Here is a 17,592-nt window from a genome sequence, read left to right on the forward strand (position 1 = left end):
GGAGCATGTCAACGAAAATTGTCGATGGATGTTCCATCGGTGACGGCCGGTGCATCGCTCGATCCTCAGCGGTGCGCTCCACCACCGACTGCCATGCGGATACCGAGACCGACAACGAAGCATCTGTGTCGGGATGACCATCCCGGCCGCCCGCTATGTAGAACCCATGCGGCTACTTCGGCCCGGATTCGCCAGACGCCTTCGCGCCGTCCTTCAACCGGCCGGCATCTCGCATCATCTTGAGCGCTTCGTCCCTCGTCAGGCCGCACCTGCGGGCAAAAAAATCGATCTCATAGACCTGCTCGGCCGACAGGTCGTGTTTGGCATGCATTCTTCGCTTGTGTTTGCGTCCGCTCATACAGGCGTGGTCCCGTATAACTTAGCCTCCTCCAAACTCACATCGGGCCAACCGGTTCCCACTGCGTCGTCACTTCCGCAGGTTTTCAGTCGGTGTCTGGTCGGCCGACCTTATCCTTGAGTTCGTTCAGGAATGCGAGCAGCGCGTCCTCTGGATCGTCGGCATCCTCGGTCAGCATATCGATGCCCCAGCGTCCGAGGACGGCCTCCTGGACGATGCTTGGCTGCGGCATGAAGATGAAGGACTTCGGACGGTTCTTCTCGTAACCGGACCTGCGCCAGGTCTGCCAAAGCCGATGCAGCAGCAGACGGATGTTCATGTCGGACATGCTGTAGCCGATGAACAGGATGGTGCGCCCTAGCGCGTCGGCTCGAAATTTCACATCGAGCGGCGAATCGAACGATAGCCGTTCAAAATAATCGGTCTCCGCCAGGACCAACGATTTATCGTCGTCGAAATCGCCGTGGAATTTGATGATCTGCGTCACCTCGCCGGTGGCCTTTGGCAAGTCCTTCGCGTTGGCGACTTTGACAAAGGGCCGGCCATGGATCTCGAAGGCGACTTCGAGGTTGCGATCATAGTTGGTGGTGTAGATGATCGGAAAATCGAGCGACACGATGAGCTTGTGGATCGCCGAGCCCTGCACTTTTTCCGGTGAGACGCTCCATTCGCGATCCATCCAACTGCGCAAAGGGCCGAGGCTCCCCTGCTTCAGCCGGTAGTATTCGGCAAGGGCCTGATAACTGGCTTCAGGTGCGCCGATCATGTTCTCGTCGAGACCGAGCTCGTTTTGCATGTGCTCGATGAGCTTTTGCCAGGACGGCAAGCCGACGCTCATCGACACCCCGGCTCCAACGAACAGGATCGCTCGCCGCTCTTTCACCGATTGAGCCAGTTGCTCGACTGCAGACAGCATTCGACACAACTGCGATAGGTGCCGCTCCGTTCCAGCCGAGCCCGGACCACCGGGAATAGATTTACTTCCGACTTGAGTGCGAACATTCGGATCGACTGTCCCGAGCGCCCGGCCGCCGACTCTTGGCCAACCGAATCCGACATTTATTTCGTTGCATTTGGCACTTCTGCGCCGCTCACGCGTTGGAGAGTGTTCAACAAACAGGGCGCAGTTGCAGCTACTGGAGCTCTCCGCCAACGTCGGCAACTCGACAGCAAATGAGGCAAGCGCGACTGGTGGCGGCGAAAAATAGGGTGCCTGGCAAAAGGGGAAAGAGGCCAATGGCTGCGAGGCTGGGATGGACGCTGCTGGCAGGGTTTGCGCTGATCGCCGGGGCGGTTGCGCAGCCCGAATCAGGCCCTCCGATAAATCCGCCGGCCGCAGCTGCTCCGCCCGACGACGGCCAGTGGGCGATGCCGGCAAAGAACTACGCCTCGACCCGCTACAGCGAACTTGCGGAGATCACCGAAGACAACGTCAAAAACCTGCAAGTGGCCTTCACCTTCTCGACCGGCGTCAACAAGGGTCAGGAGGCTGCGCCCCTGGTCGTCGGCAACACGATGTACATCGTGACGCCGTTTCCCAACATTCTCTACGCCCTTGACCTTACCAAGCCCGGCGCGCCGATGAAGTGGAAATTCGAGCCCAATCCCGAGCCTGCCGCGCAGGGCGTTGCCTGTTGCGACGTGGTCAACCGCGGTGCAGCCTTCTTCGACGGGCGCATCTATTTCAACACGCTCGACGGCCATGCCATCGCCGTCGATGCGGCCACCGGCAAACCGCTCTGGAACACCCATATCGGCAACATCAATATCGGCGAGACCATCACCATGGCGCCGCTGGTGGTGAAGGGCAAGGTGCTGGTCGGCAATTCCGGCGGCGAAATGGGCGTGCGCGGCTGGATCAAGGCGCTCGACGCCGGCGACGGGCACGTCGTCTGGACAGCCTACAACACCGGCCCTGACGCCGAGGTGCTGATCGGCCCCGATTTCAAGCCGCATTACGACATGGACAAGGGCAAGGATCTCGGCGTGACGTCGTGGCCGCCCGACGCCTGGAAGATCGGCGGCGGCAATGTGTGGGGCTGGATCTCCTATGACCCGGACCTCAACCTGATCTTCCATGGCACCGGAAATCCCGGTCCGTGGAATCCGGATCTGCGGCCTGGCGACAACAAATGGACCGCCGGCATCTTTGCCCGCGATCCCGACACCGGCGCAGCCAAATGGTTCTATCAATGGACCCCGCACGATTTGCACGACTACGACGGCATCAACGAACAGGTGCTGCTCGACATGACCTGGCAGGGCAAGCCCCGCAAGGTGCTCGTGCGGCCGGAACGCAACGGCTATGTCTATCTCTTGGATCGCACCACGGGCGAGGTCCTGTCGGCGGTCCCGTTCGGGCCAGTCAATTCCAGCAAGGGCGTCGACCTCAAGACCGGCCGGCTGATTGTAAATCCGGACAAGAAGACCGGCACCGGCAAGGTCGTGCGCGACATCTGCCCGACCGCGTCCGGCCTCAAGGACTGGCAGCCTTCGGCGTTCTCGCCCAAGACCGGCCTGCTCTACATCCCGCACAACAACATGTGCATGGATGAAGAAGGCGTCGAGGTGAATTACATCGCCGGCACGCCCTATGTCGGCATGAACGTGCGCATGATTCCCGGGCCGGGCGGCAATCGCGGTGCTTTCACCGCCTGGGATGTCGCCGCCGCCATGCCGGCGTGGAGCCTGAAGGAGAACTTTCCGGTGTGGAGCGGCGCCGTCGCCACCGCCGGCAACGTCGTGTTCTATGGCACGATGGAAGGCTGGTTCAAGGCGGTCAGCGCCAGGACCGGCGAACTGCTTTGGCAGTTCAAGACGTCGTCCGGCATCATCGGCCAGCCGATCACCTATCGCGGCCCGGACGGGCACCAATATGTCGCGATTCTTTCGGGCGTCGGCGGCTGGGCCGGCGCGATCGTATCCGGCGATCTCGATCCGCGCGACGCCACCGCCGCGCTCGGCTTCGTCAACGTCATGAAGGATCTGAAGGATGTAACCACGCCGGGAGGTACGCTGTATGTGTTCCGGCTGCCTTGAGATGATCGGCCGAGTTGCGCGCGCACGGAGAAAATCTTCCCGGCGGTTTGGCGCCGCGGTCGGCGCACTGGCGCTCTCGCTCGTCGCCGCCGTCGCCGATGCGCGCGAGCTGAGGATCTGCGCCGATCCCAACAACATGCCGTTCTCCAATGCCGCCAGGCAGGGCTTTGAAAACAAGATTGCCGAACTCGTCGCGACGGAGCTTGGCGCAACGGTTTCCTACACATGGTGGGCACAGCGGCGCGGCTTCGTCCGCAACACGCTGAAAGCCGGCCTGTGCGATCTGGTGCCCGGCACGCCCGCCAATCTCGAGATGCTGCGCACCACCGCGCCCTACTACCGGTCTTCCTATGTGTTCGTGACACGCAAGGATGCGCCGGAAATCACGTCCTTCAACGATCCTCGCCTGCGCGATCTGAACATCGGCGTCCAGCTGATCGGCGACGACGGCGCCAACTCGCCGCCCGTCCAGGCGCTTGGCCGTCGCGGCATCGTCGGCCATCTCACCGGTTTCCCCGTCTATGGCGACTATTCGGCGCCGAACCCGCCAGCACGCATCATTGAGGCGGTCGCGAATGGCGACATCGATATGGCCGTCGTCTGGGGACCGTTGGCCGGCTACTTCGGCGCCAGGCAAAAAATACCGTTGCGGATTACGCCGGTTGCGCCGCGCATCGACGGTCCGCTCCTGCCGATGGTCTACGACATCTCTATGGGTGTGCGCCACGACGACGATGCGCTGCGCGGCGAGGTAGACGCCGCCCTGACCAGACACCGCGCCGAGATCGACGCGATCCTGGCGGCCTACCAGGTGCCCCGCCTCGATCCTGTCGGAGCGCCTTGAAATGAAGCGCGGTCTTCCCTTGCTGGTGTTCGCAATCCTCGCGGTTGTCGGGTGCCAGCGCGAGGAACGCGATACCCGTCCTCAGTCCGCGCTCGGTGCCGGCGACCAACCGACGGCGGTCACGGTCCTTGCGCCGGGCGGCGAGCGACCGGCTTCCTCCGACACCAAGGCCGGCGTGTTCGAGGCCAACGCCTTCCACCTCAGCGAGGGCAAGCGTCTGTTCAACTGGTTCAACTGTTCCGGCTGCCATGCCAATGGCGGTGGCGGTATGGGCCCGGCCCTCATGGACCAGAAGTGGCTCTATGGCAGCTCGATCGAAAGCATCCACGCCACGATCAGGGACGGCCGGCCAAACGGCATGCCGAGCTTCCGTGACACGATCCCGGATGACCAGATCTGGGAGCTTGCTGCCTTCGTCCGGGCACTGAGCGGCAACGCACCGTCCTCCGCCGCGCCGGGCCGCGACGACGACATGATGCCTCATCCATCCGAGAATCGCCTGCCGGACGCCGCGACGCTGGGGAAGTCGCCGTGAGCCGCGGTGTCTGGACGGTGTGCGGGTGCACGGCCTGCATCCTGCTCCTCGCAGGATGCAGCGGCTGGCAATCCGCGCTCGACCCAAAGGGCCCGGCTGCGGGCGAACTCGCATGGCTGATCTGGTTCTTCACCGCGCTGTGCACGGTGGTCTGGCTTCTAGTGATGGCCGTGCTGATCGTGCCATTGGCCCGGCGCCCGGCGCCAGTCGGCGATCCGCTTGTCCTCGACGCTGCCGCCGAGCGCAGCAAGATGCGAATTGTCGTCGCCGCACTCGCCGCTACCGCCCTGATTCTGGTCGGCCTGACGCTGCTGAGCTTCTTCGCTAACCGGACGCTCGCTGCTATCGGCTCGGACGCGGCGCTGACGATCCGGGTGACCGGGCATCAATGGTGGTGGGAGGTGCGCTACGAAAGCGATCAGCCGAACCGCATCCTGACGACCGCCAATGAAATCCACATCCCGGCGGGCGAGCCGGTGCGGCTTGTAGTGACCTCGACCGATGTTATCCATTCCTTCTGGGTACCGAACCTCTCGGGCAAGCTGGACCTAATGCCAGGCCACGAGAACGTTCTCGATCTGAAGGCGGACAAGCCCGGCGTCTATCGCGGCCAGTGCGCCGAGTTCTGCGGCGCGCAGCATGCTAATATGAGCACCTTCATCATCGCCGAACCTCGGCCCGTCTTCGACGCGTGGCTGAACGACCAGCTGCGGCCGGCGGCCGCCCCCGTGTCGGCCGAGGCCAAAACCGGCCACGATCTGTTCCTCAAACGGCCATGCGTGATGTGCCACAAGATCGGCGGCACCATCGCCGGCGGCACGGTCGCCCCCAATCTAACCCATATCGCAAGCCGGCAAACGCTCGCTGCCGGCACGCTGACAATGAGCCGCGGCAATCTCGCAGCCTGGATAGCCAATCCGCAGGGGATCAAGCCAGGCGCCCACATGCCCGTGGTGCGACTGGACGGGGACGAACTGAATGCGATCGTCGCCTATCTCGAGGGCCTGAAATGAGCAGCGCCGACGTGGCCCGTGAGCGTCGGCTCGCCGGCGCCGGCAAAGGAGACCTGGCCCCCGAGCGCGACGGTCCTCGCGATACCGGCCTCGACACCGCCAGCCTTGACCGCTGGCTGGCGCGGACATGGCAGACGGCGCCGGGCATCATCGGTGCGCTCTCGAGCGTCGACCACAAGATCGTCGCGCGGCGCTACCTGATCACCGCTTTCGTCTTCCTGTGCCTCGGTGGCCTCAGCGCCGTTGCTATGCGCATCCAACTGTCGGGGCCGGAGCGTGGGCTGATCGGGCCCGACCGCTACAACCAGCTGTTCACCATGCATGGCGTAACCATGATGTTCCTGTTTGCAGTGCCGATCGTTCAGGCGACCGGCATCTACCTCGTGCCGCTGATGGTCGGCACCCGCAACATCGCCTTTCCGCGCCTCAATGCATTCAGCTTCTGGATTTATCTCTCCGGTGGCCTCTTCGCCTGGGTGTCGTTTGCACTCGACATGGCGCCCGACGTCGGCTGGTTCTCCTACGTGCCGCTGTCCGGTCCTGAATTCGGGCCAGGCAAGCGTTCCGACGTGTGGGCGCAGATGATCACCTATACCGAAGTGTCGTCGTTGGCGGTCGCGGTTGCCACCATCGTCACCGTGCTGAAGCAGCGTGCGCCGGGCATGTCGCTGGACAAGATCCCGCTCTACGTCTGGGCGATGCTGGTCACCTCCTTCGTGATCGTGTTCGCGATGCCGGCGGTCATGATCGCGTCGACGTTCCTGATCCTCGACCGCCTGGTCGGCACCCATATCTTCAATCCCGCCGAGGGTGGCGACGTACTGCTGTTCCAGCACCTGTTCTGGTTCTTCGGCCACCCCGAAGTCTACATCATTTTCCTGCCGGCCACCGGCATGGTGTCCTCGATCATCGCCGCTTTCGCCCGGCGTCCGGTATTCGGCTATCTGGGCATGGTTCTGTCGCTGATTTCGGTCGGCTTCCTGTCGTTCGGCCTGTGGGTTCACCACATGTTCGCAACCGGCCTGCCGAAGCTCGGCGCGAGCTTCTTCACCGCCTCGAGCATGCTGATCGCCATCCCGAACGGGCTGCAGATCTTCTGCTGGCTGGCGACATTGTGGGACGGACGCCCGATATTCAGGACGCCGCTGCTGTTCGTGTTCGGCTTCTTCTTCACGTTCGTCGCGGGCGGCCTGACTGGCGTGATGCTGGCGTCGGTGCCATTGGACCTGCAAGTACACGACACCTATTTCGTGGTCGCGCATTTCCATTACGTGCTGATCGGCGGGTCGGTATTCCCGCTGCTCGGCGCGACCTATTTCTGGTTCCCCAAGATCACCGGCCGGATGATGAGCGAACGTCTCGGACGCTGGCACTTCTGGCTTGCCTTCATAGGCTTCAATGCGGCGTTCTTTCCGATGCACATTGTCGGCCTGTGGGGCATGCCGCGCCGGGTCTACACCTATCCGGTGGAGCTCGGCTGGGGCAACATCAACCTGTTCATCACAGCCGGCGCGGTCGTCCTGTTCCTAAGCTTCGTTCTGCTCACGATAAACTTGGTGTACAGCGCGTCGAGGGGCGCCCCGGCCGGGGACAATCCCTGGAATGCGGGCACGCTGGAATGGGCGACGAGCTCTCCGCCGCCGAGCTATAATTTCGCTCGGATCCCGGTGGTTACCCACGCCGAGCCGCTCTGGGCCGAACGTGACACGCTGCCTGTCGCGACCGGGCTTCGCGTCGACGCGCGCGAACTTGTTATTTCGACCGTGGCGGAGGCGCATCCCGATGTGCGCGAGAAGTCGGCGACGCCGTCGATCTGGCCATTGTTCGCCGCGCTCGCCGTCGGCGCCACCTTTCTCTATTCGATCTTCAGCCCGTGGGCGGTGGTCTGGGGAGCCGGGCCGATCGCCATCACTTTGATCGGTTGGTTCTGGCCGAAAGGCGATCCGGAGGATGAGGAGTGAAACAGCGTCCTGCCGCCGATCTTTCCGAACTCCCGACCTTCGGACTCGGACCGCGCAGCCCGACCTGGTGGGGCACTCTCGCCTTCATGGCGCTGGAGGGCACCGGCTTCGCGCTCGCCGCAGGCACCTATCTTTACCTCGCCTATCTGTCGCCCGAATGGCCATTGGGCGTGCCGCCGCCCAACCATTGGCCGGGCACCATCGTCACGCTGTTGCTGCTCGCCAGCGTGGTACCCAATCACATACTGAACCGCTACGCCGAAGCCTGTGCCATGGTGCCCGTGCGCATCGGCCTGATCGTCATGTCGCTGCTCGGTATCGCACCGCTTGTCGTGCGGTGGTTCGAATTTCCGGCCCTCAACATCTATTGGGATACCAATGCGTACGGCTCAATGCTGTGGGTCCTGCTCGGCCTCCACACCACACACCTGATCACCGACGTCGGCGACACGCTGGTGCTGACGGTCCTGATGTTCACGCGCCATGGCTATAGCGGCCGGCGTTTCGGGGACGTTGGCGACAACGTCTTCTACTGGGATTTCGTGGTCGCGACCTGGATCCCGATCTATCTGTTGATCTACTGGATGCCGAGGCTTGACTGAGATGCGTGCGCTTCGCTTGGGCACATCATGGGGCGGGCTGTTATCCGGGCCTTTGGCCTGGGCGGTGTCGACGCAGCTGAATTACGCGTTCGTGGAGTGGCAGTGCGCCCACGGTATTCCCGTCATACCGGCCATTGCGCTGGTGCTGACAGTGCTGGCCTTGCTTGGCGGCGCGCTGTCGTGGCGGGCGCGACAGCAAGGAGGCGCCGCCTTCAAACCGGATCGTACGCGCAGCACAGAGGATTTCGTCGCCAATATCGGCATTCTCAGCGCGGTGCTGTTTGCGCTGGTAATCGTCATGCAAGGCGCCGCCTCGCTCATTCTTGACGGCTGCCTACGATGAGCTTCGACGCGCTCTTCTCGACCTCGGTCTGCTACGGTGCCGGCGCTCCGCAGGCCGGCTGGACGCTGGCGTTGCCGATCACGCTGCCGCTAACCGTGGTCGCACTGCTTTACGCGGCAGGCGCCTTTCGGCTGTGGAGGCGGAGCGCCCGCAGCCGCCCGTTGCGAATGCGGCAAGCCCTGCTGTTTGCGACCGGCTGGGCCATCTTGGCGACAGCACTGGTCAGTCCGCTCCATGCATTAGGCGAGCGCGTCTTCACCGCCCACATGATCGAGCACGAACTGTTGATGGCGGTGGCGGCACCCCTGCTGGTCGCCTCCCGTCCGGCGGCGGCGATGATGTGGGCATTGCCGATCAAGCTGCGGCTGGCATTTGGCGCAGCCGGGAACGCGAAGGTGCTTCGAATCGCTTGGGCCGCCATCAGCCGCCCTTTAGCCGCCACCTTCCTGCACGGGGTCGCGATATGGGCGTGGCACGTTCCGGTGTTGTTCGAGGCGGCGCTTGCACAGGGTGTCCTGCACTATGCGCAACATGCCAGCTTCTTCGGTACGGGGCTGCTGTTCTGGTGGGTACTGCTGCCGCGTTCAGGCCGCGAACAAGCCTATGGAAGCGCCGTCATGCACCTCTTCTTCACCTCGCTGCACACCGGCCTGCTCGGGGTGCTGCAGCTGGTCTCGCCAAGGCTGTGGTACCCGGTAAACGCAGCCGGTGCGGAATTGTGGAACCTTAGCCCGATCGAGGACCAGCAGCTCGCCGGCTTGGTGATGTGGGTTCCGGCCGGCCTGATTTATGGCGGAGCCGCGTTGCTGCTGGCCGGTCTGTGGATTCGCTCTAGTGGACGGAGAAGATGGGAGACGTCGCATGCGCTCCACGCTGTCTAAGCTGGTCATTGGTGCCGGGACGGCAATTGCTGTGCTGGCCGCAGCTCGGGCGGCGCTGACGTTGTGGCCGGAGCGCCTCATCAGGGTCGCGCATAAGTCGGACAATGCCACCAGCAGCATCGGCGTGCGCGCCACATCGCGCTTCACTCCGTCCGGACCCATCCTCGGCGCCGCGGCAATTGTCGTGCTCGTTGCAGCCATGGCCGGGATCGCGTTGTACTTCGAGCAAAGCCGTCGAGTGGAGCAGAAGGCCGACAATGCAACCGGCGGTGTTGGCGCCCGCGCCATACCCATCATGATGGCCAATGGCTGTGCTGGATGCCACACGATCACCGGCGTTCCCAGCGCGCAAGGGTTGGTCGGTCCACGCCTCGACGCCAGCTTGGCCACCCGGGTCTATATCGGCGGCGTATTGTCCAACAACCCGCGAAACATGGTCCGTTGGATACGCGCCGCAAGGGAGATCAATCCGCACACGGCAATGCCTTCGACCAGAATTTCCGAGCAGGAGGCGCGGGATATCGCGGCCTATCTCTATTCGATGAAATGACATCGTTGCTCGCTAGTCGAGATCAAACCCTGCCGGCGGTCTACGATGCCGGTTTGCCGGGACCGGCATTCGTCACCGCCTTCGGCTCGATGCCTTACTTGCCGACGAACCTTTCGGAACCGGCCCGCATCGGCGAGGCTGCGCGCGATCACGTCGGACATCGCGGCAACGCGAGCGCCCCTATGGCCCGGCAATCTGCTGTGCGGATTGTTTCGCGGGCATCTCGGATATGAGCTTCTTTGGCGAGGCAACCGCGAGGCGACCCGCGGTCGGAATCGCCACGAACGACCGCAGCGCTATCACGTCGTTTCGGGAGACTCGTTCGATTTGGGAGCCTCGTCGGTCTCCGGCAAACGATCGCGAATGGCTTCCTCGGTTTTGCTTGCCGTCTTTTTCACGACTTTCTCGACGCGGTCGACCAACGTCTCGGCGTCGCCGCTGGAACCCTGTCGGTCAGCCTCTTCCTTTACAGTCTCATATGCTTCGGCGGCGACCTGCTTGGCTTGCTCCACGCCTTCTTCAAAGACTTCCTCGGCACTGTCACGAAGCTTGTCGCGGTAGGGGCCGAGTTGCGCGTCTTCAGCGGCGGTGTGAGGCAGCATTACGCCGATGGCTGTGCCCACGGCAAGGCCCACCGCGGCCATTGCCAGAGGTTCGCGCTGGAACAGGTCCTGCGCCGACTGACGCACCCGCCCCGTGATATCGGTGGCGGCCGAGCCGACCTGCCCGGCCGTGCTTGTCAATCTTTCTTTGGCGCCGCTCGCAACGTCTGCCACAGCCTCAGTCGCACCGCCTGCCACGGAAGCAACCGAACGAGCGGCATCGGAGAGCATGGAGCCGGCGGAACCTTCGCCCTCGGCACCGTACTCATCGCCGCTTGAGTCCTGCCAGGCCCCGCCCAAGCCCCTCTGGTCAGAGAAGTTTCGGGTGCCGTCAGGTTCCCTGCCGGTCGAATAGGCACCAATTGCTGAACTGTCTACCGACGTGCCCTTGCCAAGCATCAGCCAGGCCAGGCCCGCGCCGACCAATGTAAGCGGCAACGGATTGTCCCTGACCTGAGTCTTAAGATTGCTGAGCATGGCGGATCCCTCGCCGCTGAACATCCCGGTGAATTCGTCGATCAGTTGGCCCGGTGTCATCTTGCTGCGGATCGAGTCTGCGGTATCTGCCACTCTGGCGCGAGCAATATCAGCATCGCGTTCCAACTCGGCTGCGGATTTGTCGGTCATCTTATCTGTTCCTTGATCACGCGTGCGTCGCGTTTAAGTTGGTCTTGTGTCCGGTCGGGGGTCAACTCTGAGGGGGCCATGCTTGCCTTGCCGGAGCGCAAGAGTATGACGCCCAGTACTGCCACCACGACGCCGACGAGCAGCGAGGACCATCCGGCTCCCAGCCCGGCGCTCGCCAAGGCAATCACCAGCGCCTGCAAAAGCACCATCAGGGCGGCGAGCAGGCAAATGGCGCCTCCCATTACCTCCACGGCGCCGGCGCCGGCCTTGCTTACCTTTTCCGACATTTCAGCCCGCAACAGCCTGCTTTCGGTTTGAAGCAGTGTTGTGACCTGCTGTGCCAGATCGCTGACAAGGGTTGTCAGGCTGCGAGTGTCCTGATTGTCAGTCATGGGTTTCGCTCCAGGCTTGCATTGGCCCAGTCATCGCCGGACTGATCGGATCCTAGCGGGGCCGGCTCAACTGCCTCTGCCGATCGCCATCCGAACTCATTCGAGCTAGGACCCGTCTCGGGCGCCCGGCCTGTTCCCGACTGGCCCGGTGCTCCGGTTTGGGCAGAGGGTGGCGAGCTCTTGATGAACCGTCCCAACGCCAGGCCTGCCAATACCGAACCGGCGATCAGCGCCCCCGAGTTTTCGCGGCCGAACGACTGAATTTCGCCAAGCACCTCGTCGAACGGTTTATCCTTCAGGGAGGAGGAAAGCCGCTCGAGCCCGCCTGCAGCGTCAAGGGCGAATTTCGAAGCGGTCCGTTGATCATTGTTGGCAAGATGCTCGCTTGCCGCGCGCAATGCGCCGCTGAAGGCCTTGAGATTGGCGCTCACGTCGCGCTGCGTTCCCTCCGCCTTGTTGAACAATGCTTGCTTTGCTTCCGAAGCGTAATCTCCGGCTTTCCTGGTGATCTCGTCACGCGCATCGTGGAGCGCTTCCGTCGCGGTCTGCTTTTCCCGTTGTAGTCTTTCCGAGAGCTCGCTTCTGGCGGTCTCGAAATCGGCCGTCTGACGGCCCTGATCGTCCTGGTCCTGCATGGTGTCTCCTAGTGGAATCCGAGGAAGGAGAGGATTGCAAGCACGATGACGACAAGGCCGATGAGATAAATAACATTGTTCATGGCGCAATCTCCTCCACTGCGCACCGAACTTGCTTGTGGCTTTCCGTGTTCCCTCAGACGTCATCTTTTTTGGTAAGCGAAGCCTAACCAGCCTGAAGACGGGATCTCATCCTGTGCCAATGGCGGTGAGCGCGCGGTGGGAAATGATATGCGACCCGGACTTCGGTGCGACTTACAGGTCGAGGCGCAAGTCCGCTCCGGCAGATATTCGCGCTGCACGGCCGGAATTTATCCGCAGTGCTTTGACTGGGCATTATCGTAGTGGGACCTGCCTGCGACCTACCAGTCGATTGCTGGCCGAACGATCATGAGCCAGAAAATCCCGAGTACCGCAGCGAAGGCGGGGAAGCCGAAGGCGAACCACAGCCAGAAGAGCCGATGATAGCGCGGCGGCAACGGCGCGCCTGCAGCGGCGGCTTGAGATGCCAGCTTGCGCATCTCCATTTGCATCCAGACGACCGGGAGCCAGAACATTCCGGTGAAGATATAGAGCGCGATCGAAAGTACGATCCAGCCCTCCGACAGCGAGTAGCCTGCCTGCCAGGCGAGCGCGGCTCCCGTCAAAGGTTGCGCGACCACGGCCGTCGCTGTGAAAAGGAAGTCGGCGACGACGACGATACGCGCCACCGCCGCAACCGCCGCGGCATTGCCGGTCCTGTGGGCGAGCAGCATGAAGAAAGCGATACCGGCGCCGGTGCCAAGCAGCACGGATGCGCCGATGACATGCAGAAATTTCAGCAGGAAATAGAGCATCAACGCTCCTCCAGCACCGCCAAGGCCACAAAGTGCAGCACCAGGATCGGTAACACCTTGAGGAACGGCCCAAGCGGGTCGTTCCACAGCTCTGGGCGCAGGAAACTTCCGACGGCCAGGTAGAAGAGCGAGAGCGCGATGCCGCCATAGAGGCCTTTTCGCGTCGCCGGCCGCCAAGCTATGAGCGCGCCGACGGCGATGTCGGCAAGAGCGCCGGCGAGCACGGTCGGCGCCGACAAGATGCCGGCCCCCGTGCTTTGCATCAGATCGACGCCGCCGACGTAGCCGGTGGTCAGCGACACGATCCCCGTCACGATCCAGAAGACGGGCAGGACCACGAATATCGCCGGCTTGATGAAGTACAGCCGGGCAAACCATTTTTCCTGCACCGTTGCCGGATTGAGCGCGAGGAAGCCCGCCAGGGTTTGCGGGCGTATGCCGGTCGCGGCGGTCCAGTCCGAGGGATCTCCAACCGCTCCTCGGGCGATCTCCCTGGCCGCGTTGGTGCGCATCGGTGGGCGCCAGCCGAACATCGCGGCAAGGTCGCCGAAGCGGTAGAGAAGCCTTGCAACAGCCACTGGCAAGACAAACCTGGCTGCCGGAGCCCAGCCGAGCCATCGGCGATAGCTGCCGACGACCTCGTCCATGCTCAGCTGTTCGGGACCGACAAGTTCCAACACGATGCGAGACGGACTGTCGGGATCGAGAAGGAAGACGACTGTTGAGACCACATCGTCGAGTAGTACCACCTGGAGCCGGCCGGTGCCGGGCATGGACGGCAGCACCGGCAGCGAAGCGAGACCCCGAAACAATGCGCTGGCTCCGAAGACCGGCCGGCCGAGCACCACGGACGGGCGCAGGACCACCCAATCCAGATCAAGCGCCATAAGCGCTTGATCGCCGGCCAGTTTCGTCGCCGAGAACGTCGAAGGCTGCGCCCGATCGACGCCTATCGCCGAGAAGTGGATCACCCGGGCAACCCCTGCCCGCGCACAGGCGAGGAAGAGTGCTGCCGCCGCATCGCGATGGACTTCGCGCGTCTTTTCGCGAGGGCTGTCCTGCAGGACGCCCGCGCAATTCACGACGGCGTCGATACCCCTGAGATGCGGCAACCAGTCTTCTGGCTGCAGCGCCACCGCCATGTCCAGCACCAGCAACTGATAGTTGCCGGCCCGGTTTGCGCCGGGGCTGCGGACCAATCCGATCACCTCATGCCCATCGGAAAGAAGACGTGCGACGACGGAGGCACCGATCAGGCCGGTGGCGCCGGTAACCAGGACTTTCACTGGACCCCATTCTCCGACGGCGGGAAAGTATCGTTCATTCCGGTTTATCGCCCTCGATACGCCCCTTCATACCGGAAAGTTCTTTCTTCGTGCATAACAGTCGCGGCTGCGCCGGGTCGGAGATGTCGAGCTTGTCCCAGGGAATGCGGTACATGCTGTCGCGACTGCGCAGTCGAAAGGCGTCGAGGACCGCAATGCCGATGGCCGAGGCGGACAGACGCTCGAAGGCCGCGTGGATGCCGACATGGTACTCGGTAACTACCAGGTCGTCGCCATCCGGTTCGGCGCGTATCTCCTCGATACGGCCGATGCTTTTGCCGCGCTGCGAAAGCACAGTCCTGCCAGCCAATTGCTCAAGATTGACGGTGGCCATCATCCAGCTCCCGGAATACGCCCAATGACATGATCGCGCAGCCAGTCCTGCCAGTCGAAAACCGCCGTTTCGCGGACGTCGATATCGAACTCGATGTCGACGCCGATGTCGCGCACCTTGTTCCAGGCAATGCGGTGCGGCTCGGCATGGCGCTTGCCGCCGAGCCTTGCCGCAAGCAGGGCCATCCAGCGCCCGGGTCGCTCGCCAAGCCGACGCGCCAGCGTGATCGAGCCGAGCTCGACCGCAACGATTTTAGGCGGCTTGCCTGGCCTGAGCTCGGCCACCAGCCCGTCCACCTTGCCGATCTTGACCTGCTCGCGGTCGACCACTTGCTTGTCCAGGATGTCGCGCAGCAACTCCATCACGTGCCTCCGAATATCTGCAAAGGAATGGTCACGATCGCGAGCACGAAACCGAGCGCGATGATGAAGATGACCGCGGCATTCGCTATCATGCCATTGCGGTGCTCGCCGACATAACGCTCGTCATTCAGCAGGAAGAGGAACGGCACCACGGTCAGCGGCAGGCTGGCGGCCGTCAGCGCCATGGAAAAGATGGTGAGCTTCAGCGGATCGAGGCCCAGTGCGATCGGAATGGCGGCGAGAACCAACAAGATCGTATAGACGGTGCTGAAACCCGGGTCGTCGCGCGGTTTCAGGTTCTCGCCCCAGGTCCAGCCGAAACCCTGCGCCACAAGGTAGGCTTGCTGCAGGCCGATTTCGAGCGCGGCACCGAAGCAGGCAATGCCCAGTGAAGCAACGAACAGGACAAATCCCCAGAAACCGAAGATCGGAATCAGCATCAGCGGCAGTTGGTGGTAGTCATCGACCTGCTCTATGCCGTGCGCGGCCAGCACGAGCGCCGCCACAATCAGCACACCGATAGCGATTGTGCCGCCAAAACTCATGCCCAGGCCGGCAGTGGCTCGATTGGCTCCGAGATAGCTCTTGTCCCACTTGTCCTCGATCGCTCCCGACGAATAGAACATGAACAGATAGGGCGAGATCGACGCACCAAGAATGCTGACCGCCATGAACCAGTAGTTGGCCGCGTCGTGATCCGGCAGTGTGGGCAGGGCCCCGGCCGCGACCTGCCCCCAATCGGGCTTCAGCATGACTGCGCCAACCACGAAGCACAGCGTGACCAGCCCGAGGATCGCGACGCCTTTTTCGATGAATCCGAACGTGCCTTTCCAAAGGAACAGCCATGCCAGAAACGCGACCGGCAGCGCCCACCACTGAAAGCCGATGCCGGTGGCGAGCTCGAGCGCAATGGCAACACCGCCGATTTCGGCTGCCATGACCAGGAAGTTGACCAGCAAGGTCGCAAGCAACGGCCACAGAAAGGCGTTGAAGCCAAACCGTTCCCGAATCCCGTCGGCGATGGTGTGATGGCTAACGGCGGCGAACCGGCCGGCCATCTCGACCAGGAAGATGATGCAGATCGTGCCCAGGACGACGGCCCATATCAGCTGGAACCTGAACGCCGCGCCGGCCTGAGCGGCTGTCGCCATTGATCCGACCTCGAGAAAGCCGCCAACGCTGGTGACGACGCCCAGCGATATTTCGAGCAGCTTCTTCATGATTTCGGCGTGAAATATTTCGCGTAGGACGTTCTCAGATCGGCGGCGGCGGCCCGCAGATCCTGCTGCGCGTGTTCCACTTCCGAGCGGTTGCCGTTCTGCACGGCCGTCGCCGCGCGCATTACCACTGCCGAAAGCCGTCCAACCGCCATCGTCAGACCGGCTTGCTCGCTGGGCTCAGGCGACTTGGCGGACTGGATTTGCGCACCGGCATCGGCGAGCGCCTTGCCGACGGATTGCAAAGTGCGCGACGTGTATTTCGACGGGGCTCCCCCAGCGATCCAGCTCTCCAGGACCAGCGAAGCAGTCTGTGTGGCGGAAGCGGCGGTTTTCGACTGCTGCTCAACCTGGCCGGAAGGCGAGCATGCCGTCAGTACAAATATTATCGGCAGCAAGCACGGGCGGTCCGGTCGAAGACCGACGGCTGTAACGGCATTTACAATACGTGCTTGTAGCGTTGCTGCCACACGATTGTTCTCCCCGCACCAAGCGACTTCGGCGTGAAGTTTGATCTAGAGCGCCCGGTGATCACGTCAACTGAACCGCAATGAACGGCGCTGGCAGCGCGGAACAAACCAGCGATCGCCGGATTAGGGGATGAGGAGGCAAAGGCCATGGACAGGGAAGAGCGTATCAGGCAGCGAGCCCATGAGATCTGGGAGCGCGAAGGCCGTCCGCAAGGACGCGAGCGCGAGCATTGGGATCAGGCCGTGCAGGAGATCGAAGCTGAGGGTTCCGAGGCCGAGCGCGGTCCGGTCGTGCCCGATCCAACGGTCGGGGCCGGCTCCGATCCGGAGGCACGCGGCAGCAAGCGGCGGCGAGGGACGTGAGGCCGATGCCTCGCCTCGTCGCCTGGATCGCGGTCGTACTGGTCGTGCTGTTCGCCGCCTGGCTGATGATCGGGCGCGACAGAACCGGCGGCGGAGGTCAGCCCACGCCGCACGCCATTGATCAAAATGGATAGGAGCCGACATGACGGGAGCCGATACTCATCCTGAACAAGACCCGGCGAAAGGATCGCGATCGATAGTGGAAAAGCAGCTCCGCAAGGAGCAAGGCGGCGAGGGTCGAGATCGCAAAGCCGAGCCAGCTTCCGACAAATCCGGCAGCAAGACCAAGACGCCTTCGGAAGC

Annotated in this window: 22 protein-coding genes; 11 read left to right on the forward strand and 11 right to left on the reverse strand. The window is 63.0% G+C overall.

The annotated features are described in order from the left end of the window. Positions 1-172: 172 nt before the first annotated feature. Positions 173-358 (reverse strand): hypothetical protein, encoded by a 186-nt coding sequence (locus NKH13_RS14810; RefSeq protein ID WP_352912874.1) that lies wholly within the window; start codon positions 356-358, stop codon positions 173-175. Positions 359-443: 85 nt separating this feature from the next. Beyond that, positions 444-1,274, reverse strand: coding sequence for an SIR2 family NAD-dependent protein deacylase (locus NKH13_RS14815; protein ID WP_352912875.1), 831 nt, complete (start codon positions 1,272-1,274; stop codon positions 444-446). Positions 1,275-1,594: 320 nt separating this feature from the next. Between NKH13_RS14815 and NKH13_RS14820 the strand changes: the two genes are divergently transcribed. From NKH13_RS14820 to NKH13_RS14860, 9 genes are read left to right on the forward strand one after another with little or no spacing between them, the layout of a single operon-like run. Beyond that, complete coding sequence (locus tag NKH13_RS14820; RefSeq protein WP_352912876.1) at positions 1,595-3,397, forward strand: methanol/ethanol family PQQ-dependent dehydrogenase; 1,803 nt, start codon at positions 1,595-1,597, stop codon at positions 3,395-3,397. A 1-nt stretch (position 3,398) separates the two neighbouring features. Beyond that, on the forward strand, positions 3,399-4,241 hold the full coding sequence (locus NKH13_RS14825; protein WP_352912877.1) for a substrate-binding domain-containing protein: 843 nt from the start codon (positions 3,399-3,401) through the stop codon (positions 4,239-4,241). A 1-nt stretch (position 4,242) separates the two neighbouring features. Beyond that, complete coding sequence (locus NKH13_RS14830) at positions 4,243-4,776, forward strand: c-type cytochrome (protein ID WP_352717695.1); 534 nt, start codon at positions 4,243-4,245, stop codon at positions 4,774-4,776. Continuing rightward, positions 4,773-5,789, forward strand: coding sequence for a cytochrome c oxidase subunit II (gene coxB, locus NKH13_RS14835; protein ID WP_352717693.1), 1,017 nt, complete (start codon positions 4,773-4,775; stop codon positions 5,787-5,789). Before NKH13_RS14830 ends, coxB begins: the two co-directional genes overlap by 4 nt. Next, a complete protein-coding gene (gene ctaD, locus NKH13_RS14840; protein WP_352717691.1) occupies positions 5,786-7,750 on the forward strand; it encodes a cytochrome c oxidase subunit I in 1,965 nt (654 codons plus the stop codon). The genes coxB and ctaD overlap by 4 nt, the downstream gene beginning before the upstream one ends. Next, a complete protein-coding gene (locus tag NKH13_RS14845) occupies positions 7,747-8,352 on the forward strand; it encodes a cytochrome c oxidase subunit 3 (RefSeq protein ID WP_352516479.1) in 606 nt (201 codons plus the stop codon). Before ctaD ends, NKH13_RS14845 begins: the two co-directional genes overlap by 4 nt. 1 nt (position 8,353) lies before the next feature. Further along, on the forward strand, positions 8,354-8,695 hold the full coding sequence (locus NKH13_RS14850) for a hypothetical protein (RefSeq protein WP_352717988.1): 342 nt from the start codon (positions 8,354-8,356) through the stop codon (positions 8,693-8,695). Beyond that, positions 8,692-9,576, forward strand: coding sequence for a cytochrome c oxidase assembly protein (locus NKH13_RS14855; protein ID WP_352717689.1), 885 nt, complete (start codon positions 8,692-8,694; stop codon positions 9,574-9,576). Before NKH13_RS14850 ends, NKH13_RS14855 begins: the two co-directional genes overlap by 4 nt. Continuing rightward, a complete protein-coding gene (locus NKH13_RS14860; protein ID WP_352717687.1) occupies positions 9,557-10,126 on the forward strand; it encodes a c-type cytochrome in 570 nt (189 codons plus the stop codon). The genes NKH13_RS14855 and NKH13_RS14860 overlap by 20 nt, the downstream gene beginning before the upstream one ends. 299 nt (positions 10,127-10,425) lie before the next feature. On the opposite strand, the gene NKH13_RS14865 is transcribed toward NKH13_RS14860, so the two are convergent. The 9 genes from NKH13_RS14865 to NKH13_RS14905 all read right to left on the reverse strand — a co-directional run bounded on the left by NKH13_RS14865 (position 10,426) and on the right by NKH13_RS14905 (position 16,854). Then, entirely contained in the window at positions 10,426-11,355 is a 930-nt protein-coding gene (locus tag NKH13_RS14865; protein ID WP_352912878.1) for a hypothetical protein, read from the reverse strand. Then, a complete protein-coding gene (locus NKH13_RS14870; RefSeq protein WP_292657573.1) occupies positions 11,352-11,747 on the reverse strand; it encodes a phage holin family protein in 396 nt (131 codons plus the stop codon). The genes NKH13_RS14865 and NKH13_RS14870 overlap by 4 nt, the downstream gene beginning before the upstream one ends. Further along, entirely contained in the window at positions 11,744-12,472 is a 729-nt protein-coding gene (locus NKH13_RS14875) for a hypothetical protein (RefSeq protein ID WP_352912879.1), read from the reverse strand. The genes NKH13_RS14870 and NKH13_RS14875 overlap by 4 nt, the downstream gene beginning before the upstream one ends. Before the next feature lie 272 nt (positions 12,473-12,744). Then, the gene (locus tag NKH13_RS14880; RefSeq protein ID WP_352912880.1) at positions 12,745-13,218 is read right to left on the reverse strand and encodes a DUF2269 family protein; all 474 of its coding nucleotides are present in this window, start codon (positions 13,216-13,218) and stop codon (positions 12,745-12,747) included. Next, positions 13,218-14,504 (reverse strand): SDR family oxidoreductase, encoded by a 1,287-nt coding sequence (locus NKH13_RS14885; RefSeq protein WP_352715253.1) that lies wholly within the window; start codon positions 14,502-14,504, stop codon positions 13,218-13,220. The genes NKH13_RS14880 and NKH13_RS14885 overlap by 1 nt, the downstream gene beginning before the upstream one ends. A 34-nt stretch (positions 14,505-14,538) precedes the next feature. Next, positions 14,539-14,877, reverse strand: a complete 339-nt coding sequence (locus NKH13_RS14890; RefSeq protein ID WP_352715255.1) for a hypothetical protein — start codon at positions 14,875-14,877, stop codon at positions 14,539-14,541. Beyond that, positions 14,877-15,239 carry a hypothetical protein gene (locus NKH13_RS14895; RefSeq protein ID WP_352715257.1) on the reverse strand — a complete coding sequence of 121 codons (363 nt, stop codon included), beginning with the start codon at positions 15,237-15,239 and terminating at the stop codon, positions 14,877-14,879. Before NKH13_RS14895 ends, NKH13_RS14890 begins: the two co-directional genes overlap by 1 nt. Further along, positions 15,239-16,459 carry an NRAMP family divalent metal transporter gene (locus NKH13_RS14900; protein ID WP_352715260.1) on the reverse strand — a complete coding sequence of 407 codons (1,221 nt, stop codon included), beginning with the start codon at positions 16,457-16,459 and terminating at the stop codon, positions 15,239-15,241. The genes NKH13_RS14895 and NKH13_RS14900 overlap by 1 nt, the downstream gene beginning before the upstream one ends. Further along, complete coding sequence (locus tag NKH13_RS14905; RefSeq protein ID WP_352715263.1) at positions 16,456-16,854, reverse strand: hypothetical protein; 399 nt, start codon at positions 16,852-16,854, stop codon at positions 16,456-16,458. The genes NKH13_RS14900 and NKH13_RS14905 overlap by 4 nt, the downstream gene beginning before the upstream one ends. A gap of 219 nt (positions 16,855-17,073) precedes the next feature. Here NKH13_RS14905 and NKH13_RS14910 point away from each other — a divergent pair, with 219 nt between their 5' ends. Both NKH13_RS14910 and NKH13_RS14915 read left to right on the forward strand, forming a co-directional pair. After that, positions 17,074-17,289 (forward strand): DUF2934 domain-containing protein, encoded by a 216-nt coding sequence (locus NKH13_RS14910; RefSeq protein ID WP_352715265.1) that lies wholly within the window; start codon positions 17,074-17,076, stop codon positions 17,287-17,289. Positions 17,290-17,294: 5 nt separating this feature from the next. Then, entirely contained in the window at positions 17,295-17,423 is a 129-nt protein-coding gene (locus NKH13_RS14915; protein ID WP_352715267.1) for a hypothetical protein, read from the forward strand. The last annotated feature ends 169 nt before the right edge of the window (positions 17,424-17,592 follow it).

This window comes from Mesorhizobium sp. M1348 (assembly GCF_040317925.1).
Lineage (GTDB): Bacteria > Pseudomonadota > Alphaproteobacteria > Rhizobiales > Rhizobiaceae > Mesorhizobium.